The organism is Paracoccus salipaludis (assembly GCF_002287065.1).
GTDB lineage: Bacteria > Pseudomonadota > Alphaproteobacteria > Rhodobacterales > Rhodobacteraceae > Paracoccus > Paracoccus salipaludis.
The window spans coordinates 130,320-153,808 of the sequence record NZ_NSJZ01000007.1; the positions used below are offsets into that span (position 1 = coordinate 130,320).

Consider the following 23,489-nt stretch of genomic DNA (forward strand, 5'->3'; position numbering starts at 1 on the left):
CCACAGGATGACGCAGGTGCCTTCCGCCGCGGCGCCGCCCGGCCGGTCATGCGCCCAAGGGGGGCCGGGGGGCGGGCGTCAGTGGCCTGCCCCTGACGTCCTTCCGTTCCTCACGGTGCCACAGGGGATCCGTCCTGCCGCGCCGCCGTCCTGTGGTGCCTTGGGGGCAAGGACCTCGCGCCTGTCCTGCACTTGCGCCGTTCCTCAGGCCTCGCGCAGGGCCGTGACCTCGCTTTCCAGCGCGCTCGCGCCGCCTGGAAGGGACAGGCGGACGCCGTCCGCCGTCACCTCGGCGCCCGTGACGCGGGCAAAGGCGCCGACGGCCTGGGTGCTCAGGACCTCCTCGCCGCGATAGCTCACCAGCTTGAAGCTGTAGAGCCCGTCGGCCAGCGGGCCACCGGCGGTCCGTCCCGCCCAGTCCACCTCGCCCGTGCCGAGCCCGATGTCCTCGCGCAGCGCCTCGCGGCCCTGCGCGTCCATCACGACCAGCTCGACCCGGTCCGCGCCGGTCGCGGGGCGGATGTCCAGGGTCAACGGCTCGCCCTTGAAGCTGACCGGGGCGGTGGTCCGCACCTCCTTTCCGATCCAGCCGGCCAGCGCGCCCAGGCCCCCAATCTGCCCGATCGCCACCTGCTCGAGCAGCTGGTTGGTCCTGACCTGCTGCTCGACCCCCGAGAAGGTCGCAAGCTGGACGGCGAAGTCGGACCCTTCCATCGGGTTCAGCGGGTCCTGGTTCCTGATCTGCGCCGTCAGCATCTTCAGAAAGGTTTCGAAGTCGCCGCCGGCCATGGTGGAGCCGGTGCTTCCCCCCGTCGACAGGGCGGATGGGGCGACGGAGGCGGAGGCAGGGGCGGTGATGCTGCTCATGGGGGCTCCTACAGGCGGATGTCGAGACGGGAAGGGGTGGCCGCGGGCGAGGTGGGCCGGTCGGCCGGACCCGCGCGCGCGCCTTCGGGGGCGGCTGCGGGGGCATGGGGGTCACGGCGGAAGCCGCCGCCGCGATGCTGGCCCTGGCCATCCTGCCGCAGCAGGTCCAGCCGGGCCTCGGGCATCCCGTTGTCGCGCAACTCGCGCAGCAACTGGTCGCTGTGGCGACGGATGAGATCCGCCGTTTCCGGCCGCTCGACATAAAGCCCCAGGTGTCCCGGATCGCCCTCGGCCCCGAGCATCAGCGTGACGCGCCCCAGTTCGACGGGATTGAGCACGACCTCGACCTGACCTTCCCGCGTGCGCACGATAGCATCGGCGACCGGACGTTCGTGCGCGGCGGGGGGCGGGTGGTGTGCGGCAGCCGCCTCGGCCCTTGCAGGAGAAGGGGGACGGGAACCTGCCTCGGCCAGGGGCACGGGCGCGGCCGGGGCGGGCGCTGCGGGATCGATCACGGGCTCGACGGCCGGTTCTGCGGGTCCGAGGCTGACGCTTTCCCATGCGGGCGGCTCGGGCAGGGGAGGGCTGTCGGGCGTAAAGGGTCCGCCCGCCGGTTCGCGGTCCGGGCCGTGAGCGGGCGGTCCCGGGGGACCCGCTGGTGCCGTCGTGTCCCGGACGTTCCTGGTGGGAGCGGGGGGCGCCGCGATCTCGCGGGCGGGCGCAGGGGCAGGCAGGACCGGCTTGGTCCCCGCAGGCCCCCGGAACCTGTCGGATGCAGCAGGGACGCCCGCCGGTTCGCGGTCCGGGCCGCCGCCGGGTCCGGCCGGCGCAGGTGGGCTCGCGGACGCAGTCACGTCTCGGACATTCCTGACGGGAGCGGGCTGCGCCGCGACCTCGCGCGCAGTCGCAGGGGTCGGCAGTGCCGCCTTGTCCTCCGCAGGAGTTCGGGGTGCGTCGGCCGCGGCGGACCCGTCCCCCCAAGGCTCGGGGGACGAGGAGGCCGGCACGGGGTCCGGCTTCCCGTTCCCGGCCGTCTGAGGCCCCTCCAAGGCGGCATCCGGTGTCGGGGGCGGCAGAGGCGGCGCGGCTGCGACGGGTGCAGGGCGGCTCGCCTGTTCCGCCCGGACGGGCGCCGGTCCCGTGGGTGGCCCCTCGCGGGCGGAAACATCCGGGCTCGAGACCATGGACTCCACCAGCGTGGCCAAGGGCCCCGCGGCGCCTGCCACCGCCCGCGCAGCCGGGGCGGCAGCGTCCTGCGCGGACAGGTGCCGCGACTCGGCTGTGACCTGCCCGAGCGGGTTGCCCTCGCCCGGGGCAGGGCGCGCACACCCGGGTTGAGGGGGAGGGGGCAGGCCGCCTGGCGCCAGTGCCGCCTCGGGCCAGCCGGGCGGGCCGACCATTCCCCCGGGATCGGTCTCGTCAGGGAAACATTCATCCCCGCCCGCCTCCTGGGCGGCCGCCTCCGGCCCGGCCGCTTGTGGCACGACCGGGGTGCCGGCCTCCTGCGGTGCGGGGGGCAGGGTGGCGGCGACGAGCAGGTCGAGGACCGTCTCGAACCCGGGGGCCGTGCCCGTGGTGACTGTCTCTGCGCAGGGCGCCCCCCCGCGCGGCACCGGGGTCGAGGCGGGAGGAGAAAGACGTGCAAGTGCGGACGGCATCGCATGGCCCCTGAGAATCATGCCTCAGGACTATGCGCTGCGGGTTACCGAATATTTACCGCTGAAGGGTAATCGGGTGGCTCGGGCGAATTAATTCGGTGAGAACATGAAAATCGAAGGATATGCGGCTGATGTTTCCATCGGCCGCGGGCTTCCGAAGCCGGGGGATCAGCTGGAAACGGCGTTTCTGGCGCAAATGCTCAAGATCGCCATGCCGGATGCGGGGGCGGGCGCCTTCGGCGGCGGGACGGGCGAATCGCAGTTTTCCTCCTTCCTGATCGAGCGGCACGCGTCCGCGCTGGCTTCGCGTCTCGACCTCGGCCTGGCCGGCAAGCTGGGAGCGGATCATGGGTGAGGCCGAGGAGCTGCTTGAAGTCGCCTGCGCCGCCATGGCCCAAGGCGACCCCGAGGCCTGCCGCAAGGCGCTGGAATCCTTCGCTGCCGAGGTCGGACGCGAGCCCCTGGACCCCGAGTCGCGGGCGGCCTGCGAACGCCAGCTGACCCGCCTGCGCGGGCTTGCCCTGGCGGCACTGGAGGGTCTGGACAGCGCGCGGGCGTGGCTGCGCGACCTGTCGGCCCTTCTGGGCGGGCTGGATGTCTACGATCGCGGCGGGCGGCAGCGGGTCGCCACCGCACTGTCCACTCGCGCGCAGCGGTTTTGATAAAATGCCGACAACTCGGCTTTTGGTGGCGCGGCGGCAATTCATTATTCCTTAGGGGGCACCGGATAGAAAGGTGATCGCGTCAAAAGGCGCCGGGCGACGCCCGATGGTCAGAAGGCCGGAATCCACGAAACCCGGACGGGGATAAAACGTCCGCAAGCGAAGGGGGACACAATGTCCAGCATTCTGACCAACAATGGCGCAATGGTCGCGCTGCAGACCCTGAAGGGAATCAACTCGAGCCTGGCCAAGACCCAGAACGACATCTCGACCGGCAAGTCGGTGGCCACGGCCAAGGACAACGCGGCGATCTGGGCCACCTCGAAGATCATGGAAAGCGACGAGTCCTCGTTCCGGTCCATCCGCAGCCAGCTGAACGTCGCCGAGGCCACGGTCGCCGTCGGGCGCAACGGGGCCGAGCAGATCACCAGCCTGCTGCGCGAGATGAAGGAACTTGCCGTTTCGGGCGCCAATGACAGCGCCGATCACGGCAAGATCAACACCGACATCGTTGCGAAGAAGGCCCAGATCACCGCCATCATCGACGCCTCGCAGCTGAACGGGATCAACCTGCTCAAGACCGATGTCGGCAACGGCAGCGGCAACTTCACCGTCCTGGCCTCGCTGGACCGGGGCACCGCCGCGGCGACGACGGCGAACATGATCACCGTTGCCTCGACCAACTTCGAGACCAGCATCGAGGCCGCGACGATCACCGGGATCACGAGCGCGACGAGCGCCCAGACCGCGATCGGCGAGATCGAGGGGCTGATCGAGCTGGCCGTCAACGGCGCGGCCGCACTCGGCTCCAGCGGCAAGCGCATCACCGACCAGGCGAGCTTCGTGGGCCAGCTCGCGGATTCGCTCAAGTCCGGCATCGGCTCGATGGTCGACGCGGACATGGAGGAAACCTCCGCCCGGCTGCAGGCCCTGCAGGTGCAGCAGCAGCTTGCCACCCAGTCGCTCTCGATCGCCAACCAGGCGCCCCAGGCGCTGTTGTCGCTGTTCCGCGGCTGATGACCCTGTCCCGGGGCCCCGAGAAGGGCCCCGGACCCCCGCCATCCGACTGACACCCTGCGATCTGGAAAGGAGCGTCCGTGAACGCACAGCTTCCAAATGGCTACGACGCGGCCACCTCGGTCGAGGCCGATCCGCGCCGGGCCGAGGCTCTTATCCTCTCGAAGCTCGCTGCCGGCATGATCCGCGCCTCGGCCCCCGGCAACGGCTTTGCAACCCTGGCTGCCGCCGTTCACGACAATCGCCAGTTCTGGCGCCTCGCCTCCCACGACCTGGCGCAGGATGGCAATCGGCTGCCCGCACAACTGCGGGCGCAGCTGCTGTCGCTCGCAGGGTTCGTCGAAAGGGAAACGGGCCGCGTCCTTGCGGCCGGCACGACCCCCGCCGCGCTGATCGAGATCAACCGCGCCCTCGCGCGCGGGCTCTTCAACCAGCCCGCAAGCTGACGCGGCAAGGAGCCGACGGCGATGCCACTGTCCTTCCTCATCTTCTGCAAAGCTCGCCGCCACTCTGGCCCGGGCAGGACCATCCCATGACCGGACTCATCCTCAAGCTCGCCCCGGGCGAGCGTGTCCTGATCAACGGCGCGGTGATCGAGAATGGCGACCGCCGCTGCAGGATCTCGATCAAGACTCCGAATGCCAGCATCCTGCGGCTGAAGGATGCGATCCACCCGGACGAGGTCGCAACGCCCGTGAGTCGGGTGTGTTATGATGCGCAACTCGTGCTGTCGGGGGATACCGATCCCGCACAGGGATCGCGCAATCTGCTGCAAGGGATCGAGCAGCTGTCCCGGGTGTTCGACGACCGCGAAAGCCGGGACGCTCTGACCGCGGCAACCGAGGATGTGATGGCGGGCAACGTGTATCGCGCGTTGCGCCAGTTGCGCCGCCTGCTGCCGCAAGAGGCGCGGATCTTCGCGCGGATCGCATGAGCTTCCAGCCCCTTGTCGGACAGGGCGGCTATGCGGGCTGGCGGCTTCTTGCCCGCACGGGCGAGGCGCAGAAGGCGCTGGTCGCGCGCGATCCCCAGGTGGCGCGCGACACGGCCCTTGTCCGTGCCAAGCTGGGGCAGGTGGGCAGCGCCGAGGAACTGGTGTCGGATTTCCGTCTGTTGCGCACCACGCTCAGCGCCTTCGGACTGGAAGCGGACGCGAGCAACCGCTTCTTCATCCGCAAGGTGCTGGAATCCGATCTGGACGATCCGAAAAGCCTGGCGAACCGTCTGGGCGACAAGCGCTATCGCGCCATGGTCGAGGCATTCCGTTTCGCCTCGGGGGCGGGCCCTTCGGCGAAGCTTGCCGACGAGATCGCCGAACGCCATGTCTCGGCCGAACTCGAGCGCCGCGTGGGCACGATCGACGGCAACCTGCGCCTCGCGATGAGCGCCAAGCGTGAACTCGGCGCGCTGGGCGGATCCGGCGCGACGGACAACACGCGATGGTACAACATCCTCGGGTCGGCGCCGCTGCGGAAGGTGGTCGAGGGCGGGCTGGGCCTTGGGACCGAGTTCGGCAAGCTGCCGATCACCCGCCAGCTTGACGAGATGAAGCTGCGGAGCGGCAGGCTGTTCGGCTCTGAATCGCCCTCGGTCTTCGCCGATCCGGCCAATGTCGAAAAGCTGATCCAGCGGTTCCTGATCCGCGCCCAAGCCGTCAGCCCGGCGCAGTCGTCCTATAATGCGGCGCTTGTGCTGTTGTCGAAATGACGGGCAGCAAGGGCCGCCGCGATCAGGCAGGGCTGCGACGTCTGCGGGCGCAGGGGTCGCGGACCCTGACTGGGCCGCAAGCATCTGCCGGCGACGGCGCGGGATCGCCGCCGGGGTTCCCGCAGAATCCCGTGCAGCGGCAGGGCAGGTTGCGGCACTCCTGCCCCGGCAAGCGGCCAGGCTGGCCCGCAGGTCAGGACGGCCCGTCCGTCTCATGGATGGCACCGGTCGCGGCAGGTCCAGCATGGCAGCGGGCGAGAAGAGGGGAAGTGGGGCGTCCTGCGAAGGCGGGGACAGGGGCCGCGGGACCGGCGCCCTTGCGACGCCAGCGCGGAAAAACCCGGAGGCGTGCCTCAGGACAGCAGCGCGCCCAGGACGACGCCTGCCGTCAGCAGGGTCACGGCCAGAGGCCAGCGCGGGCTGGTGGACTCGACGATGATCGCAGTCGGTTCGGGGCGCGACAGGCGGTCGATCTGGCGGTCCACGACCTCGGGCAGCAGGGGGCCGCGGCGGCCCAGCGCCTGCACGACCTTCAGCCCGTCGCGCAGGGCGGCGCGGGGGCCGAGGTTGTCGCGGATGTAAAGCTCGACCACCGGCCTCGCGGCGGCCCAGATGTTGATCTGGGGGTCGAGCGTCCGGGTCACGCCCTCGACCACGACCATGGTGCGCTGCAGAAGGATCAGCTCGGTCCGGGTGGCCATGCCGAAGCGTTCCGTCACCTCGAACAGATAGGCCAGAAGGTTCGCCATCGAGATGCGGCTGGCGTCGGCGCCGAAGATCGGCTCGCCCACCGCACGCAGGGCGCGGGCGAACTGCGCCATGTTGCGGTCGGGGGGGACATAGCCCGCCTCGAAATGGACGCGGGCGACGCGGTGATAGTCGCGCTGGATGAAGCCGTAGAGGATCTCGGCATAAACCCGGCGGGTGTATTCGTCGATCTGCCCCATGATGCCGAAGTCGAAGGCGATGATGTCGCCGTTCGGGCCCACGCGCAGGTTCCCCTGGTGCATGTCGGCGTGGAAGAAGCCGTCCCGCAGCGCGTGGCTGAGGAAAAGCTGCAGCAGCCGTTCGGCGATGCGCGCCGTGTCATGGCCCGCCGCGCGGATCGCGGGCACGTCGGCCATGGGGATGCCCTCGGCCCAGTCGCTGGTCAGCACCCGGCGTCCGCTGAGGTCCCAATGGGGGTTGGGGACGGAAAAGCCCGCGTCCTCGCGCGTGTTCTCGGCGAACTCGGACGCCGAGGCGGCTTCAAGCCGCAGGTCCAGCTCCCCCAGGACCACGGATTCGAAATGCGCGATCACGTCGCGCGGACGCAGGCGGCGGCTGGACGGGGACAGCCGCTCGATCATGCCGGCGGCGAAGTGGAAGGCATCGATGTCGCGGCGGAAGGCGGCGGCGATCCCCGGCCGCAGCACCTTGACCGCGACCTCGGCCCCCGTGTCGGCGCGGCGCGCGCGGTGGACCTGCGCGATCGAGGCGGCGGCGACAGGTTCCGAGAAGTCGGAAAACAGCGTCTCGACCGGGGCGCCCAGGTCTTCCTGCACCTGAAGGCGCGCGATCTCGGTCGGGAAGGGGGGCAGGCGGTCCTGCAGCATCCTGAGCTGCCCCGCCATCTCGGCCCCCACCACGTCGGGGCGGGTCGAAAGGATCTGGCCGAACTTGATATAGGCCGGGCCCAGCGCGGTGATCGCGCGGGTGATCGGCGGCAGGGCGGGGTCGCCCTTGTAGCCGAGCCAGGTGAAGGGCCAGGCCAGTGCGCGGGCCGCCAGCCGCACCCGGGCCGGCGCGTTCATCGCGTCCAGCGCCTGGCCCATCGCGCCCGTGCGCTGGAAGGTCGCGCCCGTGCGGATCAGGCGCCAGATGTTGTGGGGGCCGCGCATCTCAGATCTTCCAGCCCGAATGCAGCGCGGCGATGCCCATGGACATGTTGCGGTACTGCACGCGCGCGAAGCCCGCGTCCCGGATCATTCCGGCGAAGGTCTCCTGGTCGGGGAAGCGGCGGATCGATTCCACGAGATACTGGTAGCTGTCGCGGTCGCCCGCGACCAGTTGCCCCAGCGGCGGGATCACGTTGAAGGAATAGCGGTCATAGGCCCATTGCAGCATGGGCACGGGAAGCTGCGAAAACTCCAGCACCATCAGGCGGCCGCCGGGCTTCAGGACGCGGAAGGCCTCGGACAGCGCGTCGGGGATGCGCGTCACGTTGCGGATGCCGAAGCTGATCGTGTAGCGGTCGAAGCTGGCGTCGGCGAAGGGCAGGGCCATGGCGTCGCCCGTCACCCAGGCGAGCCGGTCGGCAAGGCGGTCGGCCTCGGCCCGCTTGCGCCCCTCGACCAGCATGGACTCGGTCATGTCGCAGACCGTGACCCGCGCCCCCGGCGCCCGCTGAAGGAAGCGGAAGGCGATGTCGCCCGTGCCGCCCGCCACGTCCAGCAGGTGCTGGCCGTCCTGTGGCGCGAGCCAGTCCATCATGGCGTTCTTCCAGATGCGGTGGATGCCCACGCTCATCAGGTCGTTCATCACGTCGTACTTGGAGGCCACCCGCGAGAAGACGCCATGGACCATCCCCGCCTTTTCGCCCTCGGGCACATCGCGGAAGCCGAAATGGGTGTGCCCTTCGGATTGTTTCGGGGTGTCTTCGGTCATAGCTGAGCATCCAGTCGCCGGTCAGGGCGGCACCATGCAGCGGATGGGCGGGAAATGCCAGAACTGCCAGAAGTGGAAACGGTGCGTCGCGGCCTTGCGCCGCATCTTGTCGGGCGGCGCATCGTCCGGGTGGACCAGCGCCGTCCCGACCTGCGCTGGCCGATGCCGCCGGACCTCGTGCAGGTGCTGACCGGGGCGCAGGTGACAGGGCTGCGGCGGCGGTCGAAATACATCCTGGCCGACCTCGACCGCGACGCGGCGCTGCTGCTGCATCTCGGCATGTCGGGGCGGGTCAGGATCGAGGGCGAGGGGCTGGGGCAGTTCCACCACGATCCCGCCGTGCTGCCCCGGCACGACCACCTCGTGCTGACGACCGAGGACGGCACGACCATCACCCTGAACGACGCCCGCCGCTTCGGGGCGGTGGACCTTGTGCGCAGCCAGGACCATCCGCTGCTGGCGGCGCTGGGCCCCGAGCCGCTGGACGAGGATTTCACGCCGGCGCGGCTGGCGGCGGCGCTGGCCGGGCGGCGGACACCGATCAAGGCGGCGCTGCTGGACCAGCGGATCGTCGCGGGCCTGGGCAACATCTATGTCTGCGAGGCGCTGTTCCGCGCGGGCATCCACCCGACCCGCCCCGCCGGCCGCATCGGCCCCGACCGCGTCGCGCGCCTGCACGCGGCCATCCGCGAGGTGCTGTGGCAGGCGATCGAGGCGGGCGGCTCGTCCCTGCGCGACCACCGCCAGACCTCGGGCGAACTCGGCTATTTCCAGCACAGCTTCCGCGTCTACGGGCGCGAGGGCCAGCCCTGTCCGCGCGAAGGCTGCGGCGGCACGCTGAAGCGGATCGTGCAGGGCGGGCGGTCCACCTGGTACTGCCCGGCCTGCCAGCGGTGATGCTGGAACCCGGGGCCCCGCTTTGCTAAGCCCATGGGAAACCGCCATCGTTCCGGGGAGCACGCTTACATGGCCTATCAGACCCTGATCGTCGAAATCGCCGACCATGTCGCGCTGATTCGCCTCAACCGCCCCGAGGCGCTGAACGCGCTCAGCGGCCAGCTGGTGTCCGAGCTTGCCGCCGCCATGAAGGCCGCAGATGCCGACGAGGCCGTGCGCTGCATCGTCCTGACGGGCAGCGAGAAGGCCTTCGCCGCAGGCGCCGACATCAAGGAGATGGCGTCGAAATCCTATGTGGACGTGCTGACGGACGACCTGTTCGGCCCCGAGATCGAAGCGATCCAGCGCATCCGCAAGCCGGTCATCGCGGCCGTCGCGGGCTATGCGCTGGGCGGGGGCTGCGAGCTTGCGATGATGTGCGACTTCATCATCTGCGCCGAGAACGCCAAGTTCGGCCAGCCCGAGATCAACCTCGGCGTCATCGCGGGGATCGGCGGGACGCAGCGGCTGACCCGCTTCGTCGGCAAGTCGAAGGCGATGGACATGAACCTGACCGGCCGCTTCATGGACGCGGCCGAGGCCGAGCGCTCGGGCCTCGTCAGCCGCGTGGTGCCGGTGGACCGGCTGCTGGACGAGGCGATGGGAGCGGCCAAGAAGATCGCCTCGAAGTCGGCCATCGCCGCGATGGTGGCCAAGGAGGCCGTGAACCGCAGCTACGAGACGACGCTGCGCGAGGGGCTTCTGTACGAACGCCGCGCCTTCCACGCGCTGTTCGCCACCGAGGACCAGAAGGAAGGCATGAGCGCCTTTGCCGAGAAGCGCGAGGCGCAGTTCCGCGACCGCTGATTCGGGGCTTTCATTTCGCGCCCGCAGCGTTTATAGGCGGGCGCTGAAATGCGCGTGGGCCCGCTTAGGCATGAATCAGGACCGCTCTCGGAAACGAGGGCGGCTGTCCGGGTCTTTTGCGCACTCACCTGAACGCAACTGACCGAGAAAGACGACCCACATGGCCAACACGCCCCAGTCCCAGAAGCGCGCCCGCCAGACCGAGCGCCGCACCGCCGTCAACAAGGCCCGCCGCTCGCGCATCCGCACCTTCCTGCGCAAGGTCGAGGAAGCGATCGCCGGTGGCGACGCCCAGGTGGCGGCCCAGGCGCTGCAGGCGGCCCAGCCCGAACTGATGCGCGGCGTCACCAAGGGCGTGGTCCACAAGAACACCGCGTCGCGCAAGATCTCGCGTCTGGCGGCGCGCGTGAAGGCGCTGTCGAAGGCCTGATCGGGCATATCCTGCCTGCCTTTGCAAGGGCGCTCCGGGCTTCCGGGGCGCCCTTCCTCATTCTGCGCCGCAGCGTCATTATTTCGGATAAGTCATTGATTTCATTTGTTTCATAAAAGCGGTGCAAGACTGCCACAGATTCGACGGGCAAAGGGGCTGTCAAGGCGATAGTTCGGTTGCGGGCCTCCGGGCCTTGCCGCTAGCTTGATCCAAGCGATTCACGTCGCAACAGGGGATGAACGCCCGGACCTCCAGCTGCCAGCACGGGTCCGGGCAGGCGCCAGCCGATGCCGCGGCCCGCTGCCACGGGCCAGTCCGGCGCGCCTTTGGTCCGCTTCCGGCTGCCACCGGGACGGGCCGACCCGGAACAGACAGAAGGGGCCACCGGCCCGGCGCGCCAAGGGCTTGCCTGTGGCGTCCCTGTCCTGTTCGTCCCCGCGTTGCGGCGTGATCGCAGTGTCCTGCCGGCGTTCCCGGCGGGGGTTCGGGGACGAAAAGGAACGATTCGGATGGATGATCTTTGGACGGGCGCACGATCCGAACTCGAAGCTCGGGTCGGGACCCACAACTACGTCACCTGGCTGGCGCCGTTGAGCCTGCGCGCCATCGACGGGGGGGCGGCCGACATCGCCTGCCCGACGCGCTTCCTGTCGGACTGGGTGTCGCGCCATTATGCGCGCCCGATCCTTGACGCGCTGGTCCACCAGGGCGCCGAGGTCGAGCGGCTCAGCTTCACCGTCGCCGCACCCGCCCCCGCCGCGGACAACCGCCCGGCCGAGCTGCGTCCGGTGGATTCGATCCCGCGCGCGGTGGCCAGCCCGATGCCCGCCGCCGCTCCGGCGGCTGCGGCTGCGCCCGCACCCGCTGCGGTCCGCGCGCCCCTGCGGGACGAGGAGATGACGGCGCCGCTGGACGCGCGCTTCACCTTCGACAACTTCGTGGTCGGCAAGCCCAACGAACTGGCCCATGCCGCCGCTCGCCGCGTGGCCGAGGGCGGGCAGGTCACCTTCAACCCGCTGTTCCTTTACGGGGGCGTGGGCCTCGGCAAGACGCACCTGATGCACGCCATCGCCTATGAGCGGCAGACCCGCGACCCGCAGGCGCGCATCCTGTACCTGTCGGCCGAGCAGTTCATGTACCGCTTCGTCCAGGCGCTGCGCGAACGCACCGTCATGGACTTCAAGGAACTGTTCCGCACCGTGGACCTGCTGATGGTGGACGACGTCCAGTTCATCGCCGGCAAGGATTCCACGCAGGAGGAGTTCTTCCACACGTTCAACGCGCTGGTCGATCAGGGCAAGCAGATCGTCATCTCGGCCGACCGCGCGCCGGGCGAGATCAAGGACATGGAAGAGCGGATCAAGTCCCGCCTGTCCTGCGGGTTGATCGTGGACCTGCACCCCACGGACTATGAACTGCGCCTGTCGATCCTGCAGTCCAAGACGGAACAGTTCCGCCAGACCTATCCGGGCCTGCGGCTGGGGCAGGGGGTGCTGGAATTCCTTGCCCACCGCATCACCTCGAACGTGCGCGTGCTGGAAGGCGCGCTGCAGCGGCTGTTCGCCTTCGCCAGCCTCATGGGGCGCGAGATCGACCTGGACATGACCCAGGAATGCCTGACCGACATCCTGCGCGCGTCCGACCGCAAGGTCACGGTCGAGGAGATCCAGCGCAAGGTGGCCGAGCATTACAACATCCGCCTGTCGGACCTGGTCGGCCCCAAGCGGGTCCGCACGCTGGCCCGGCCCCGCCAGATCGCCATGTACCTGGCCAAGCAGATGACCAGCCGCAGCCTGCCGGAAATCGGCCGCCGCTTCGGCGGGCGCGACCACACCACGATCATGCACGGGATCCGCAAGATCGAGGAGCTTCGGACCGAGGACCGCAGCCTTGCCGAGGACATCGACCTGCTGCGCCGCTCGCTGGAAGCCTGAGCCTTCACGGGCGCTTGACCGCCGACCAACATTGACGAAACTGAGCGCGCCGCCCTTCGGGGCGGCTTTCGCGACCAAAGGGGCAAGGACGCCATGAAATTCTCGATCGAAAAGGCGGTTCTGAACAAGGCCGTGTCGCAGGCCCAGTCGGTCGTGGAACGCCGCAACACCATCCCGATCCTGTCCAACGTGCTGATCGAGGCCACGCCCGAGGGGGTCAGCTTCCGCGCGACCGACCTGGATACCGAGGTCGTGGACCGCGCCCCCGCCACCGTGGAACGCCCCGGCGCCACCACCGTCAGCGCGGCCCTTTTGAACGACATCGCCCGCAAGCTGCCCGACGGGGCGCTGGTCAACATCGCCTTCGATGCGGCCTCGGGCCGGGTCAGCGTGCAGGCCGGGCGCGCGAACTTCAACCTCGCCACCCTGCCGCGCGAGGATTTTCCGGTCATGGCCTCGACCGAATACACGGCGAACTTCACCGCCCCGGCGCCGGTGCTGCGGCGGCTGTTCGACAAGTCGCGCTTTGCGATTTCAACGGAAGAAACGCGCTACTACCTGAACGGCGTCTACATGCATGTCGCGGATGGCGAGGGCGGGCGCACCCTGCGCTGCGTGGCGACCGACGGGCACCGCCTGGCCCGCATCGACGCGCCCCTGCCCGAGGGGGCCGAGGCGATGCCGGGCGTGATCGTCCCCCGCAAGACCGTGGCGGAACTGAAGAAGCTGCTGGACGACGACGAGGCGGAAATCGCGGTGTCCGTTAGCGAGACCAAGGTGCGCTTCGCCAATCCGACCATCACCCTGACCTCGAAGGTCATTGACGGGACCTTCCCCGACTATACCCGCGTGATCCCGCGCGGGAACACCCGCCGGCTGGAGGTGGACGCGGCCGACTTCGCCCGCGCGGTGGACCGGGTTGCGACGGTCAGCAGCGAACGGTCCCGCGCGGTCAAGCTGGCGCTGGACGAGGACCGGCTGGTCCTGTCGGTGAACGCCCCCGACGCGGGCGCGGCGGACGAGGAACTGGCCGTGGCCTATGCCGACGAGCCGCTGGAGATCGGCTTCAACGCGAAATACCTGCAGGAGATCGCGGCCCAGATCGACCGCGAGAATGCCGTCTTCCTGTTCAACGGCTCGGGCGATGCGGCGCTGATCCGCGAGGGCGGGGACGAATCCGCCGTTTATGTCGTCATGCCGATGCGCGTGTGACGCTTTCCCGGCTGGCCCTGGCGCAGTTCCGGTCCTGGCCGCGGCTGGCGCTGGAACTGGACGCGCGGCCGGTCGCCATCTTCGGTCCGAACGGCGCGGGCAAGACCAACATCCTGGAAGCCCTGTCGATGCTGTCGCCGGGCCGCGGGATGCGCAGCGCCGCGCCACAGGACCAGGCCCGGCGCGGCCCCGAGGCGGGCTGGCGCATCCGGGCGACCATCGACGACCGCCAGGTGGAAACGGGCGCGGCCCCCGGCGAGGGGCGGCAGGTCACCATCGACGACAAGCCCGCGCCGCAGGTGGCCCTGGGCGCGCTGCTGCGCCTGATCTGGCTGACGCCCGCGATGGACCGGCTGTGGACCGACGCGCCCGAGGTGCGCAGGCGCTTCCTCGACCGCCTGACGCTCAGCTTCGCGCCGGGGCACGCAGAGGACGCGCTCGCCTATGAAAAGGCCATGCGCGACCGCAACCGCCTGCTGCGGGACGAGGTGCGCGACGACCGCTGGTACCGCGCGCTGGAATCGCGGATGGCCGAAGCCGGCGCCGCGATCACCCGCAACCGGCAAGAGGCCCTGGCCCGGATCATGCAGGCGCAGGCGGAGGCGGAAACCAGCTTCCCCTCGGCCCGGCTGGTGCTGCTGGCGGGGGACGGCGAGGCCGACGACGCCGACCCGGACAGCATCGCCGCGCGCTTGGCCGCCATGCGCCAGCGTGACATGGCCGCGGGCCGGACGCTGACCGGTTCGCACCGCGCCGATCTCGGGGCAAGCTGGGGCCCGCAGGACATGCCCGCCGCGCTGAGTTCCACCGGAGAGCAGAAGGCGCTGCTGCTGTCGCTGATCCTCGCCAACGCCCGCGCGCTGGCCCCCGAACGCCCCGTGGTCCTGCTGGACGAGGTCGCGGCCCACCTGGACGAAAGCCGCCGCGCCGCGCTGTATGACGAGATCACCGCCTTGCCCGCGCAGGCCTTCCTGACCGGCACGGGTCGCGAGCTGTTCGCCGCGCTGGACGGCCGCGCCCGCTTCCTCCACGTTGAACGCGAGGACGACGCCTCGACCCTGACGGACGAGGGCTGAGGCGCCGCTGCGGCCGCAACCGCGCCAGCCCCGCGGGCGCGGGGCGGTGCCTTGGACCGAGGAGAGCTGCGCATGACCCTGCCACGCAACCGCGTCAGCCTGATCACGCTGGGCGTGGCGGACCTTTCCCGCGCCCGCCGCTTCTACCGCGACTGGGGCTGGACTCCGTATCCGGACGCGCCCGAGGGGCTGGCGCTGTTCCAGATGCCCGGCCTCGCGCTGGCGCTGTTCGCGCTGGACGAACTGGCCGAGGACCAGCGCCGCCCCCTGGCCGAACTCGGGACCGGCGCCGTCACGCTGGCGCAGAACTGCCGCGACGTCGAGGAGGTCGAGGCGGTCTTCCAGTCCGCCGTTGAGGCCGGCGCCACCTGCCTCAAGCGCCCCGAGAAGGCCGCCTGGGGCGGCACCTCGGGCTATTTCGCCGACCCCGACGGTCATGTCTGGGAGATCGCGCACAACCCCTTCTGGCCCCTGGCCGAGGATGGCGCCCTCACGCTCCCCCGAGGTTCTTCCTGACCCAAATACCCATTGCTACCGCGACGCCATCACCACGTCGCAGATCTCGAACCGGGTCACGTCCACCAGCCCCAGGTCCGAAATCCGCAACTCGGGGATCACCACCAGCGCCAGCAGGACATGCTGCATGATCGCGTTGTTCAGCGTGCAGCCGCAGTCGCGGATGGCGCGGTTCACGGCCTCGGCGGCCTCCGCCACCTCTGCCGCCGGACGGTCGGACATCAGCCCGGCGATGGGCAGGGCGACATGGGCGAGTTCCGCCCCATCGCGGAAGACGGTGATGCCGCCGCCAAGCTCGGCCAGCCGGCCCGAGGCGGCGGCCATGTTCTCGCCGCAGGTGCCGACGACGATCATGTGGTGGCTGTCATGCGCGACCGTCGAGGCGACGGCCATGCGTCCTTGGTAGCCGAAGCCCGAAACGAAGGCATTGACCACGCCGCCGGTCCCCTTGTGTCGTTCCACCAGCGCGATGCGCTCGACGCCCTCGGGGACCACCTCGCCGTCGCGGATCGGCAGGGTGGCCGTCAGCGCGCGGGTCGGGGCCTGGTTCTCGATGACGCCGATGACGCGGACGTCCGCCTCGCGCCCTTCGGCGGGCACGCGGAAGTCGGCCGCCGTCAGCACCCGGCCGAGATGGACCGAGTTCCGCGCCGAATCCGGCCAGTCGATGCGCGGGCAATCGACCAGCAGCCGCCCGCCCTCGGCCACCAGCCGGCCCTGCGCGACGACCATCTCGACCGGCAGCGCCCTCAGGTCAGACGTCAGGATGACGTCCGCGCGCCGTCCGGGCGTGATCGAGCCCAGTTCCCGCTCGACCCCGAAATGCCGGGCGGTGTTGATCGTCGCCATCTGGATCGCCACCAGGGGATCGCAGCCGCAGTCCACCGCGTGGCGCACCACGCGGTCCATGTGCCCGTCATGCACAAGCGTCCCCGCATGGGAATCATCGGTGCAGAGCATGAAGCCCGCGGGGTCGAGCCCCCTCTGCGTGATGGCCGTGATCTGCGCCTGAACGTCGTGCCAGGCCGACCCCAGCCGCATCATCGCGCCCATGCCCTGCCGGACGCGGGCCACGGCCTGCGCTTCGGACACCGTCTCGTGGTCGTCGGCGGCGCCGCCCGCGACATAGGCCGAAAAGGCGCGGCCCAGGTCGGGGCTGGCGTAATGGCCGCCGACCGTCTTGCCGGCGGCGCGGGTCGCCGCGATCTCGGACAGCATCGCCGGGTCGCCCGCCGAGACGGCGGGAAAGTTCATCATCTCGCCCAGACCAATGACGCCGTCCCAGCCCATGGCCTGCGCGACCTCCCCGGCCGTGATCGGGTGACCGGTGGTTTCCAGCCCCGGCGCCGAGGGCGCGCAGGAAGGCATCTGTGTCAGCATGGTGATCGGCTGGATCAGGCTTTCGTCGCGCATCAGCCGCACGCCCTCCAGCCCCATGACATTCGCGATCTCGTGCGGGTCATGCATGATCGTGGTGGTGCCGTGCGGGATTACCGCCGCGGCGAAGCCCGCAGGCGTCAGCATTCCCGATTCCACGTGCATGTGCGCGTCGATCAGGCCGGGGACCATATAGCGCCCCTCGGCCTCGATCACCTGCGTCTCGGGGCCGATGTTGGCCGAGGCGTCGTGCAGCACGCAGGCGACGCGGCCGTCCGCGATGGCGATGTCCTGACCGGGCAGCACCTCGCGCGTGTGGACGTTGACCCATTGGCCGCCCCGGATCACCATGTCGGCGGGCGCGCGGCCTGCGGCGACCTCGACCAGACGCGCCTGGGCCTCGATCCACGGTTTCAGCATCGACGGGTCCCTTTCCCTTGTTCGATAATGCGGCGCAACTTGCGCCAGCGGGCGCGGGAAAGGAAGTCGGATGGAATGGCAGGGCGAGGCGACCGCCATCGCGCGGCGCCGGCATGGCGAGCACGCGGTCATCCTGACCGCGCTGACGCGCGATCTGGGGCTGATCTCGGGCGTCGTGCCGGGGGGCGCGAGCGTCCGGCGCGCGGCGATGCTGCAACCGGGCAACCGCCTGTCCCTGCGCTGGCGGGCGCGGCTGGACGACCAGCTTGGCAGCTTCACGGTGGAACCGGGGCGCACGCGGGCGGGGCTGATGGCCGACGCCGATGCGCTGGCCGGCCTGAACGCGGTGACGGCGCTGATCGCCTGGGCGCTGCCCGAGCGCGACCCGCATCCGCGGCTGGTGGATGCGACGGAGGACTTGCTGGATGCGATGGAGGGAGGCAGCGGAGGGGGCGCTGGCGGCACTGCCGGAGCCGGGGGGCTGTCTGCCCCCCTTGCCGCTACCGCGGCCTTCCTCGCTGAAAACGGTCCACCGGACCGTTTTCCGGGCGATCGGAAGCCCCGACGATATTCGGGCGAAGAAGAAACACGTGGGCCGCCTTGGACCGAGCAGTATCTTCGTTGGGAGCTTCTGCTGCTGGACGAACTGGGCTTCGGCCTGTCGCTGGATCGCTGCGCGGTCAGCGGCGCGCGCGAGGGGTTGGCCTATGTCTCGCCCAAGACCGGCCATGCGGTGACGGCCGCGGCGGCGGGGGAATGGGCAGCGCGGCTGCTGCCCTTGCCGGGCATCCTGGGCGGGCCGGAAGCGGAGGGCGGCCTTGCCGCCGGCTTTGCGCTGACAGGGCACTTCCTGAACGCGCGGCTGGCCGAGGCGCAGGTGGGCCGCCCCTTGCCTGCCGCCCGCGCGCGGCTGGTGGCGCGGCTGACCGCCGCCCCGAAGGAAAAGGACCGCCCCGAGGAGCGGCCCTGAGACGGTCAGTTGCCCGAGCGTTCCAGCGTCATCCAGCCCAGCGGGCTTTTCACCTTGAGGACGCCGCCGGACCATTCGGCCTGGCTCGCCTGGGTCAGCGCCTCGAAGAAGCGACCCTCGAAGCCCTTGTGGCCGCAGGGATTGTCGGTCCAGTTCATGGTGCTGACGCTGATCTGCGGCAGCGTCGCGGCGTTGACGGCCGTGAAGGTGTTGCACGGGCCGTTGCCGCTGATCTGGCCCGGCGTCAGGCGGATGCGGGCGTCGCGCGTGGGCACGGCTTCCTGGCCGAAGCCGACCATGGTGTAGGTGCCGAAGGGAATCCCGCCTTCGAAGCCGGTTCCATCGGCGGGCAGGGGTTCGGGGCCACAGGCGGCCAGCGTGGCAAGGGTCGTGGAAATGGCGACGATGCGGAGGGCGGAGATCATGGAAGGCTTCCCCAGGACAAACGGTTCAACATGGATATCGCCCTGCCCTGCCACCCGGTTGCAGCAAAGTCCATGCACGGGCGCGCAAGTCTGGCGCCCGTGCCATTCGCGCAACGCAAGGCTCAGCCCAGCAGGCGCCGCGCGATCACCTGTGCCTGGATCTCTGCCGCGCCCTCGAAGATGTTGAGGATGCGGGCGTCGCACAAGACCCGGCTGATCGTGTATTCCAGCGCGAAGCCGTTGCCGCCGTGGATCTGCAGGGCGTTGTCGGCCGCGGCCCAAGCGACGCGGGCGCCCAGCAGCTTGGCCATCCCCGCTTCCAGGTCGCAGCGCCTGTCGTGGTCCTTCTGCCAGGCCGAGTGATAGGTCAGCTGGCGGGCGATCATGATTTCCACCGCCGTCAGCGCCAGCTTGTCGGCAACGCGCGGAAACTCGATCAGCGGCTTGCCGAACTGCTTGCGGTCCAGCGCATAGCGCATCCCCAGTTCCAGCGCCGACTGGGCCACGCCGATGGCGCGGGCGGCCGTCTGGATGCGGGCGGATTCGAAGGTCTGCATCAATTGCTTGAAGCCCTGCCCCGGTTGGCCGCCCAGCAGGTTGTCGGCCTTGACCTTGAAGGCGTCGAAGCCGAGTTCGTATTCCTTCATGCCGCGATAGCCGAGCACCTCGATCTCGCCGCCCGTCATGCCGGGGGTGGGGAAGGGCTCCTCGTCGGTGCCGGGGGTCTTCTCGGCCAGGAACATGGACAGGCCGCGCCAGTCGGTGGTGTCCGGCTCGGTCCGCGCCAGCAGCGTCATGACATGGGTGCGGGCGGCATGGGTGATCCAGGTCTTGTTGCCGGTGATCTCCCAGCCGTCGGCGGTGCGGACGGCACGGGTGCGCAGCGAGCCCAGGTCCGAGCCGGTGTTGGGCTCGGTGAAGACGGCGGTGGGCAGGATCTCGCCGCTGGCGAGCTTGGGCAGCCACTGTTCCTTCTGCTCGGGCGTGCCGCCGACGAGGATCAGTTCCGCCGCGATTTCCGAACGGGTGCCCAGAGAGCCCACGCCGATATAGCCGCGCGAGAGTTCCTCGGAGACGACGACCATCGAGGCCTTGGACAGGCCGAGGCCGCCGAACTCCTCGGGGATGGTCAGGCCGAAGACCCCGAGTTCGGCCAGCTCCTCGATGATCTCCATCGGGATCAGCTCGTCCTTCAGGTGCCATTCATGGGCGTTGGGGATCACCCGGTCGTCGGCATAGCGGCGGAACTGGTCGCGGATCATCTCCAGATCCTCGTCGAGGCCCGTGGCTCCGACCGTCGCGCGGCCCGCGTTGTCCTGCATCAGGGCGACCAGCCGCGCGCGCGCCTGCGGGCTGTTGCCCCCCATCGCCGCGCGGGCCGCGTCCGAGGGCTGCCAGTCGATGCCGAGGTCCGACAGGCGGGCGAACTCGGTCTGGCTCATGGGGATGCCGCCGGCGATCTGCGTCAGGTATTCGCCGAAGCCGATCTGCAGGATCAGCCCCTCGATCTCTGCGAAGCCCTCGCCCAGCCGCCCGGCCCAGGCCGACAGTTGCTTCAGCGATTCCACGTAGGTCGCCAGCCAGGACAGCGCATGGGCCGCGTGCTGTTCGGTTTCCAGCGCAGCCGAGTCGATCCTGCCGCCGCCGACCCGCGCCCGCAGCGCCTCGGTTGCGCGGGAAAGAAGCGCGTCCAGTTCCGGGACAAGGGCCTGCGCGTCGGCAGGGGTGAGGGTGGCGCGGGCATCGAGCATGGGGCTGTTCCTGCGAGAAAGGGTCGAATCTGCCTAGCCCTTTCGCAGGTGCAGCGCAACTATGCTGCGCAAGCGCAGGCGTCGGCGCATCTTCATTGCGCAAGCGTCAAGGCGCCGCATCCCCGGCAGCCTGCCGTTGCCGGCACCCCTTGCCGCGGCGGCTGCGCGCAGACATGGTCCGCGCCATGTTCGGCCTCGACCCCCAGACCATCCTGCTTATCTCTGCCATCACGCTGGGCGCGGGCGCCATCAAGGGCGCGATCGGCTTTGCGATGCCGATCATCCTGATGTCGGCCTTGGGATCTTTCCTTCCCCCGCAGGTGGCGTTGGGGCTGATGATCCTGCCCGTGCTGCTGACGAACGTGCAGCAGGCGACGCGGCAGGGTGTGGGTGCCGCATGGGCGACGGCGCGCGATTATCGCTGGCATATCGCAATGGTGGCGATCTTCATGTTCGTCTCGGCGCCCTTCGCCCGGGTCATTCCTCAGCCGCTGATGTATCTGGCGCTGGGCCTGCCGATCCTTGGCTTCGCGCTGTGGCAGCTGTCGGGCCGCCCGATGACCCTGCCGATCCATCACCGCCGCCGGGCCGAGATCACCAGCGGCATCATCGGCGGGCTTTACGGCGGGGTGTCCGGCATCTGGGGGCCGCCGCTGATCGTCTATCTGCTGTCCATCGGTGCCCCCAAGCTGGAACAGATCCGGGTGCAGGGCGTCGTCTTCCTCATCGGCGGGGCGGCGCTGACGGCGGCGCATCTGGCCTCGGGCGTGCTGAACGCGCAGACGCTGCCGCTGTCGCTGCTGATGGTGATCCCCGCCTTCGCCGGGATGCAGCTTGGCTTCTGGCTGCAGGACCGGATGGACCTGGCGCAGTTCCGGCGCTGGACCCTGGTGCTGCTGGCGCTGACGTCGCTGAACCTGATCCGCCGCGGCATCGAGGTAATGTCATGATGAATCCCGCGGACCTGACCGCCCGCCTGATCCGCTGCCCCTCGGTTACGCCCGACGCAGGCGCGGCGCTGGAGCTGCTGCGATCGGTGCTGGAACCTGCGGGGTTCGACTGTCGCCGCGTGGATCGCAACGGCGTGCCGAACCTTTATGCCCGCTGGGGGGCCAGGGGCGCGCGCAGCTTCGGCTTCAACGGCCATGTGGACGTGGTGCCGCCGGGCGACCCGGCCGGCTGGACCCATCCGCCCTTTTCCGGCGCGCTGGCGGACGGGATGATCTGGGGCCGCGGCGCCACCGACATGAAGTCGGGCGTGGCGGCCTTTGTCGCGGCGGCGGTGGATTTCGTGACCCTGACGCCGCCGGATGGCGCGGTGATCCTGACCATCACCGGCGACGAGGAGGGCCCGTCCCGCGACGGCACCCTGGCGATCCTCGACTGGATGGCGCAGGCGGGCGAGCGCATGGACGTCTGCATCGTGGGCGAGCCCTCGAACCCCGAGGCGATGGGCGAGATGATCAAGATCGGCCGCCGGGGCAGCCTGACCGCGCAGATCACCGCCATCGGCCGCCAGGGCCACGCGGCCTATCCGCATCGCGCGCTGAACCCGCTGCACGCGCTGGTGCGGCTGCTGGGGGACCTGACGGCGCGGCCGCTGGACGAGGGCACGGCGCATTTCGACCCCTCGGGGTTGCAGGTCACGACGGTCGATTGCGGCAACCCGGCCTCGAACGTGATCCCGGAACGCGCGACCGCGACCGTCAACATCCGCTTCAACGACGCCCATACCGGTGACAGCCTGACCGCCATGCTGCGCGAGCGGGCGGCGGCGGTCGAAACCGAGACCGGCGTCCGCATCGGCGTCGCCGTGACCGTCAGCGGCGAATCCTTCGTGACCGAGCCCGGCCCCTTCGTGGATCTGGTGGCAAGCGTCGTGACCGAGCACACCGGTCGCGTCCCCGTGCTGTCCACCTCGGGCGGCACCTCGGACGCGCGCTTCGTCAAGGACCACTGCCCGGTGGTCGAGTTCGGCCTTGTCGGCGCCTACATGCACCAGGTGGACGAGCGCGTCCCCGTCGAACAGGTCCACCAGTTGAAAGCCATCTACCACTCCATCCTGCAGCGGTTTTTCGCATGAAGATCACCGTCACCGACGATTTCCCCGCCTGCGCCGCGATCCGCCGCCGCGTCTTCATCGAGGAACAGAACGTTCCCGAGGAGCTGGAACTGGACGAGCTGGACGCCACCGCCGTGCACCTGCTGGCCGTGCAGGACGGCCGCCCCGTCGGCACCGCCCGCCTGCTGATCGAGGGCGAGAGCGCCAAGATCGGCCGCGTCGCGGTGCTGCCCGAAATGCGGGGCACACGCGCGGGTGCGGCGCTGATGCGCGCGGCGCTGGACGAGCTGCGTGCGCGCGGCGTCACCAAAGCCAAGCTGGGCGCGCAGACCCACGCCATCGGCTTCTACGAGAAGCTGGGCTTCACCGTTCATGGCCCCGAATACGATGACGCGGGCATTCCCCACCGCGACATGAGCCGCAGCCTGTGAGGCACGGGTGATCCGCCCCGAACTTGTTGCCCGCTTCAAGCCCTGGCGCGAGGTGGCCGCGGCGGCCCTGACCGGCGCCTTCGGCATCTGGGTCTTCGCCCGGGGCGGGCTGCTGTTCCAGCCGCTCGGCGCCGCGATCCTGGCGCTTGCTCTGCTCTGGGGCCTGGGCGCCTGGCGCCGCCGCCGCTTTGCCGCGCCCATCGGTGCGCCGGGGCTGGTCGAGGTCGAGGAGGGCGCGCTCCGCTATCTCGACGCGCGCGCACTGGGCGGAGAGATCGCCCTGCGCGACCTGTCCCAGATCCGGCTGATCCGCCTTGATGGCCGCGCCCATTGGCGCCTGAAGACCCAGGGGGGCGAGGCGCTGCTGATCCCGGTCGAGGCCGCGGGCGCGGCGGCCCTTGCCGATGCCTTCGCCGCGCTGCCGGGCTTCGATCTCGGCGCGGCCTCGGCGGCGCTCGCGGCGAACGACGCGTTCCGGATCGTCTGGCAGCGGAAAGACTGACGCAAAGGAAAAGGCCGGGGAAAACCCCGGCCCCTTCGTTCTGATCCAGATACCCTGGGGGTGCGGGGGCAAAGCCCCCGGCT

Annotated in this window: 25 protein-coding genes; 17 read left to right on the forward strand and 8 right to left on the reverse strand. The window is 70.0% G+C overall.

The window, feature by feature from the left end; genetic code table 11:
- Positions 1 to 204 precede the first annotated feature (204 nt).
- The 3 genes from CK240_RS10380 to CK240_RS18675 form a co-directional block, all read right to left on the reverse strand.
- Positions 205 to 867 carry a flagellar hook capping FlgD N-terminal domain-containing protein gene (locus CK240_RS10380; RefSeq protein WP_095640266.1) on the reverse strand — a complete coding sequence of 221 codons (663 nt, stop codon included), beginning with the start codon at positions 865 to 867 and terminating at the stop codon, positions 205 to 207.
- Positions 868 to 875: 8 nt separating this feature from the next.
- Positions 876 to 1,382, reverse strand: a complete 507-nt coding sequence (gene fliK / locus CK240_RS18670) for a flagellar hook-length control protein FliK (protein ID WP_167650016.1) — start codon at positions 1,380 to 1,382, stop codon at positions 876 to 878.
- 1,198 nt (positions 1,383 to 2,580) lie between these two features.
- Positions 2,581 to 2,874: a hypothetical protein gene (locus CK240_RS18675; protein ID WP_167650017.1), complete on the reverse strand. Its 294-nt coding sequence runs from the start codon at positions 2,872 to 2,874 to the stop codon at positions 2,581 to 2,583.
- Between CK240_RS18675 and CK240_RS10395 the strand changes: the two genes are divergently transcribed.
- From CK240_RS10395 to CK240_RS10415, 5 genes are all read left to right on the forward strand, one after another.
- Positions 2,873 to 3,187, forward strand: a complete 315-nt coding sequence (locus tag CK240_RS10395) for a hypothetical protein (RefSeq protein ID WP_095640269.1) — start codon at positions 2,873 to 2,875, stop codon at positions 3,185 to 3,187. The genes CK240_RS18675 and CK240_RS10395 overlap by 2 nt on opposite strands.
- Before the next feature lie 174 nt (positions 3,188 to 3,361).
- Positions 3,362 to 4,204, forward strand: coding sequence for a flagellin N-terminal helical domain-containing protein (locus CK240_RS10400; RefSeq protein ID WP_095640270.1), 843 nt, complete (start codon positions 3,362 to 3,364; stop codon positions 4,202 to 4,204).
- An 80-nt stretch (positions 4,205 to 4,284) separates the two neighbouring features.
- On the forward strand, positions 4,285 to 4,650 hold the full coding sequence (locus tag CK240_RS10405; protein ID WP_167650018.1) for a flagellar biosynthesis regulator FlaF: 366 nt from the start codon (positions 4,285 to 4,287) through the stop codon (positions 4,648 to 4,650).
- Between the two features lie 86 nt (positions 4,651 to 4,736).
- On the forward strand, positions 4,737 to 5,138 hold the full coding sequence (gene flbT / locus CK240_RS10410; protein ID WP_095640272.1) for a flagellar biosynthesis repressor FlbT: 402 nt from the start codon (positions 4,737 to 4,739) through the stop codon (positions 5,136 to 5,138).
- On the forward strand, positions 5,135 to 5,911 hold the full coding sequence (locus CK240_RS10415) for a DUF1217 domain-containing protein (RefSeq protein WP_095640273.1): 777 nt from the start codon (positions 5,135 to 5,137) through the stop codon (positions 5,909 to 5,911). The genes flbT and CK240_RS10415 overlap by 4 nt, the downstream gene beginning before the upstream one ends.
- A gap of 353 nt (positions 5,912 to 6,264) precedes the next feature.
- Here CK240_RS10415 and ubiB read toward each other — a convergent pair whose 3' ends face one another.
- Both ubiB and ubiE read right to left on the reverse strand, forming a co-directional pair.
- Positions 6,265 to 7,791, reverse strand: coding sequence for a 2-polyprenylphenol 6-hydroxylase (gene ubiB / locus CK240_RS10420; RefSeq protein WP_095640274.1), 1,527 nt, complete (start codon positions 7,789 to 7,791; stop codon positions 6,265 to 6,267).
- Position 7,792: 1 nt separating this feature from the next.
- Positions 7,793 to 8,557, reverse strand: a complete 765-nt coding sequence (gene ubiE, locus CK240_RS10425) for a bifunctional demethylmenaquinone methyltransferase/2-methoxy-6-polyprenyl-1,4-benzoquinol methylase UbiE (protein ID WP_095640275.1) — start codon at positions 8,555 to 8,557, stop codon at positions 7,793 to 7,795.
- A 54-nt stretch (positions 8,558 to 8,611) separates the two neighbouring features.
- Here ubiE and mutM point away from each other — a divergent pair, with 54 nt between their 5' ends.
- The 7 genes from mutM (at position 8,612) to CK240_RS10460 (ending at position 15,468) form a co-directional block, all read left to right on the forward strand.
- Positions 8,612 to 9,454, forward strand: coding sequence for a bifunctional DNA-formamidopyrimidine glycosylase/DNA-(apurinic or apyrimidinic site) lyase (mutM, locus tag CK240_RS10430; RefSeq protein WP_095640276.1), 843 nt, complete (start codon positions 8,612 to 8,614; stop codon positions 9,452 to 9,454).
- A 69-nt stretch (positions 9,455 to 9,523) separates the two neighbouring features.
- A complete protein-coding gene (locus CK240_RS10435; protein ID WP_095640277.1) occupies positions 9,524 to 10,300 on the forward strand; it encodes an enoyl-CoA hydratase in 777 nt (258 codons plus the stop codon).
- 160 nt (positions 10,301 to 10,460) lie between these two features.
- Positions 10,461 to 10,730, forward strand: a complete 270-nt coding sequence (rpsT, locus tag CK240_RS10440; protein ID WP_090752703.1) for a 30S ribosomal protein S20 — start codon at positions 10,461 to 10,463, stop codon at positions 10,728 to 10,730.
- 509 nt (positions 10,731 to 11,239) lie between these two features.
- Entirely contained in the window at positions 11,240 to 12,664 is a 1,425-nt protein-coding gene (gene dnaA, locus CK240_RS10445) for a chromosomal replication initiator protein DnaA (RefSeq protein ID WP_095640278.1), read from the forward strand.
- A gap of 93 nt (positions 12,665 to 12,757) precedes the next feature.
- Entirely contained in the window at positions 12,758 to 13,876 is a 1,119-nt protein-coding gene (gene dnaN / locus CK240_RS10450) for a DNA polymerase III subunit beta (protein WP_095640279.1), read from the forward strand.
- Positions 13,873 to 14,952, forward strand: coding sequence for a DNA replication/repair protein RecF (gene recF, locus CK240_RS10455; RefSeq protein WP_095640280.1), 1,080 nt, complete (start codon positions 13,873 to 13,875; stop codon positions 14,950 to 14,952). The genes dnaN and recF overlap by 4 nt, the downstream gene beginning before the upstream one ends.
- Before the next feature lie 78 nt (positions 14,953 to 15,030).
- A complete protein-coding gene (locus CK240_RS10460) occupies positions 15,031 to 15,468 on the forward strand; it encodes a VOC family protein (protein WP_095640305.1) in 438 nt (145 codons plus the stop codon).
- A 15-nt stretch (positions 15,469 to 15,483) separates the two neighbouring features.
- Here the strand turns inward: CK240_RS10460 and ade are convergent, their stop codons facing one another.
- Positions 15,484 to 17,265: an adenine deaminase gene (ade, locus tag CK240_RS10465; protein ID WP_095640281.1), complete on the reverse strand. Its 1,782-nt coding sequence runs from the start codon at positions 17,263 to 17,265 to the stop codon at positions 15,484 to 15,486.
- Positions 17,266 to 17,335: 70 nt separating this feature from the next.
- On the opposite strand from ade, the gene recO reads away from it, so the two are divergent.
- Positions 17,336 to 18,235 (forward strand): DNA repair protein RecO, encoded by a 900-nt coding sequence (recO, locus tag CK240_RS19205; RefSeq protein WP_240517373.1) that lies wholly within the window; start codon positions 17,336 to 17,338, stop codon positions 18,233 to 18,235.
- 5 nt (positions 18,236 to 18,240) lie between these two features.
- On the opposite strand, the gene CK240_RS10475 is transcribed toward recO, so the two are convergent.
- Entirely contained in the window at positions 18,241 to 18,660 is a 420-nt protein-coding gene (locus CK240_RS10475) for an META domain-containing protein (RefSeq protein WP_095640282.1), read from the reverse strand.
- 122 nt (positions 18,661 to 18,782) lie between these two features.
- Entirely contained in the window at positions 18,783 to 20,411 is a 1,629-nt protein-coding gene (locus tag CK240_RS10480; RefSeq protein WP_095640283.1) for an acyl-CoA dehydrogenase family protein, read from the reverse strand.
- Between the two features lie 173 nt (positions 20,412 to 20,584).
- On the opposite strand from CK240_RS10480, the gene CK240_RS10485 reads away from it, so the two are divergent.
- The 4 genes from CK240_RS10485 to CK240_RS10500 are packed head-to-tail and all read left to right on the forward strand — an operon-like array spanning position 20,585 to position 23,406.
- The gene (locus tag CK240_RS10485) at positions 20,585 to 21,361 is read left to right on the forward strand and encodes a sulfite exporter TauE/SafE family protein (RefSeq protein WP_240517374.1); all 777 of its coding nucleotides are present in this window, start codon (positions 20,585 to 20,587) and stop codon (positions 21,359 to 21,361) included.
- Positions 21,358 to 22,494 carry a succinyl-diaminopimelate desuccinylase gene (gene dapE / locus CK240_RS10490; RefSeq protein WP_095640285.1) on the forward strand — a complete coding sequence of 379 codons (1,137 nt, stop codon included), beginning with the start codon at positions 21,358 to 21,360 and terminating at the stop codon, positions 22,492 to 22,494. Before CK240_RS10485 ends, dapE begins: the two co-directional genes overlap by 4 nt.
- Entirely contained in the window at positions 22,491 to 22,904 is a 414-nt protein-coding gene (locus CK240_RS10495; RefSeq protein WP_095640286.1) for a GNAT family N-acetyltransferase, read from the forward strand. The genes dapE and CK240_RS10495 overlap by 4 nt, the downstream gene beginning before the upstream one ends.
- 7 nt (positions 22,905 to 22,911) lie before the next feature.
- On the forward strand, positions 22,912 to 23,406 hold the full coding sequence (locus CK240_RS10500) for a hypothetical protein (RefSeq protein ID WP_095640287.1): 495 nt from the start codon (positions 22,912 to 22,914) through the stop codon (positions 23,404 to 23,406).
- Positions 23,407 to 23,489 lie beyond the last annotated feature (83 nt).

What these genes read in the sequence shown, in the direction of transcription:
- CK240_RS10395 (WP_095640269.1), top strand. Translation starts at nt 2,873, where the DNA reads ATGGGTGAGGCCGAGGAGCTGCTTGAAGTCGCCTGCGCCGCCATGGCC.
- recO (WP_240517373.1), top strand. Translation starts at nt 17,336, where the DNA reads ATGGAATGGCAGGGCGAGGCGACCGCCATCGCGCGGCGCCGGCATGGC.
- ubiE (WP_095640275.1), bottom strand. Translation starts at nt 8,557, where the DNA reads ATGACCGAAGACACCCCGAAACAATCCGAAGGGCACACCCATTTCGGC.
- CK240_RS10380 (WP_095640266.1), bottom strand. Translation starts at nt 867, where the DNA reads ATGAGCAGCATCACCGCCCCTGCCTCCGCCTCCGTCGCCCCATCCGCC.
- mutM (WP_095640276.1), top strand. Translation starts at nt 8,612, where the DNA reads ATGCCAGAACTGCCAGAAGTGGAAACGGTGCGTCGCGGCCTTGCGCCG.
- CK240_RS10400 (WP_095640270.1), top strand. Translation starts at nt 3,362, where the DNA reads ATGTCCAGCATTCTGACCAACAATGGCGCAATGGTCGCGCTGCAGACC.
- dnaN (WP_095640279.1), top strand. Translation starts at nt 12,758, where the DNA reads ATGAAATTCTCGATCGAAAAGGCGGTTCTGAACAAGGCCGTGTCGCAG.
- CK240_RS10485 (WP_240517374.1), top strand. Translation starts at nt 20,585, where the DNA reads ATGGTCCGCGCCATGTTCGGCCTCGACCCCCAGACCATCCTGCTTATC.
- dapE (WP_095640285.1), top strand. Translation starts at nt 21,358, where the DNA reads ATGATGAATCCCGCGGACCTGACCGCCCGCCTGATCCGCTGCCCCTCG.
- CK240_RS10475 (WP_095640282.1), bottom strand. Translation starts at nt 18,660, where the DNA reads ATGATCTCCGCCCTCCGCATCGTCGCCATTTCCACGACCCTTGCCACG.
- CK240_RS10495 (WP_095640286.1), top strand. Translation starts at nt 22,491, where the DNA reads ATGAAGATCACCGTCACCGACGATTTCCCCGCCTGCGCCGCGATCCGC.
- CK240_RS10480 (WP_095640283.1), bottom strand. Translation starts at nt 20,411, where the DNA reads ATGCTCGATGCCCGCGCCACCCTCACCCCTGCCGACGCGCAGGCCCTT.
- rpsT (WP_090752703.1), top strand. Translation starts at nt 10,461, where the DNA reads ATGGCCAACACGCCCCAGTCCCAGAAGCGCGCCCGCCAGACCGAGCGC.
- flbT (WP_095640272.1), top strand. Translation starts at nt 4,737, where the DNA reads ATGACCGGACTCATCCTCAAGCTCGCCCCGGGCGAGCGTGTCCTGATC.
- dnaA (WP_095640278.1), top strand. Translation starts at nt 11,240, where the DNA reads ATGGATGATCTTTGGACGGGCGCACGATCCGAACTCGAAGCTCGGGTC.
- CK240_RS10415 (WP_095640273.1), top strand. Translation starts at nt 5,135, where the DNA reads ATGAGCTTCCAGCCCCTTGTCGGACAGGGCGGCTATGCGGGCTGGCGG.
- CK240_RS18675 (WP_167650017.1), bottom strand. Translation starts at nt 2,874, where the DNA reads ATGATCCGCTCCCAGCTTGCCGGCCAGGCCGAGGTCGAGACGCGAAGC.
- ade (WP_095640281.1), bottom strand. Translation starts at nt 17,265, where the DNA reads ATGCTGAAACCGTGGATCGAGGCCCAGGCGCGTCTGGTCGAGGTCGCC.
- CK240_RS10435 (WP_095640277.1), top strand. Translation starts at nt 9,524, where the DNA reads ATGGCCTATCAGACCCTGATCGTCGAAATCGCCGACCATGTCGCGCTG.
- ubiB (WP_095640274.1), bottom strand. Translation starts at nt 7,791, where the DNA reads ATGCGCGGCCCCCACAACATCTGGCGCCTGATCCGCACGGGCGCGACC.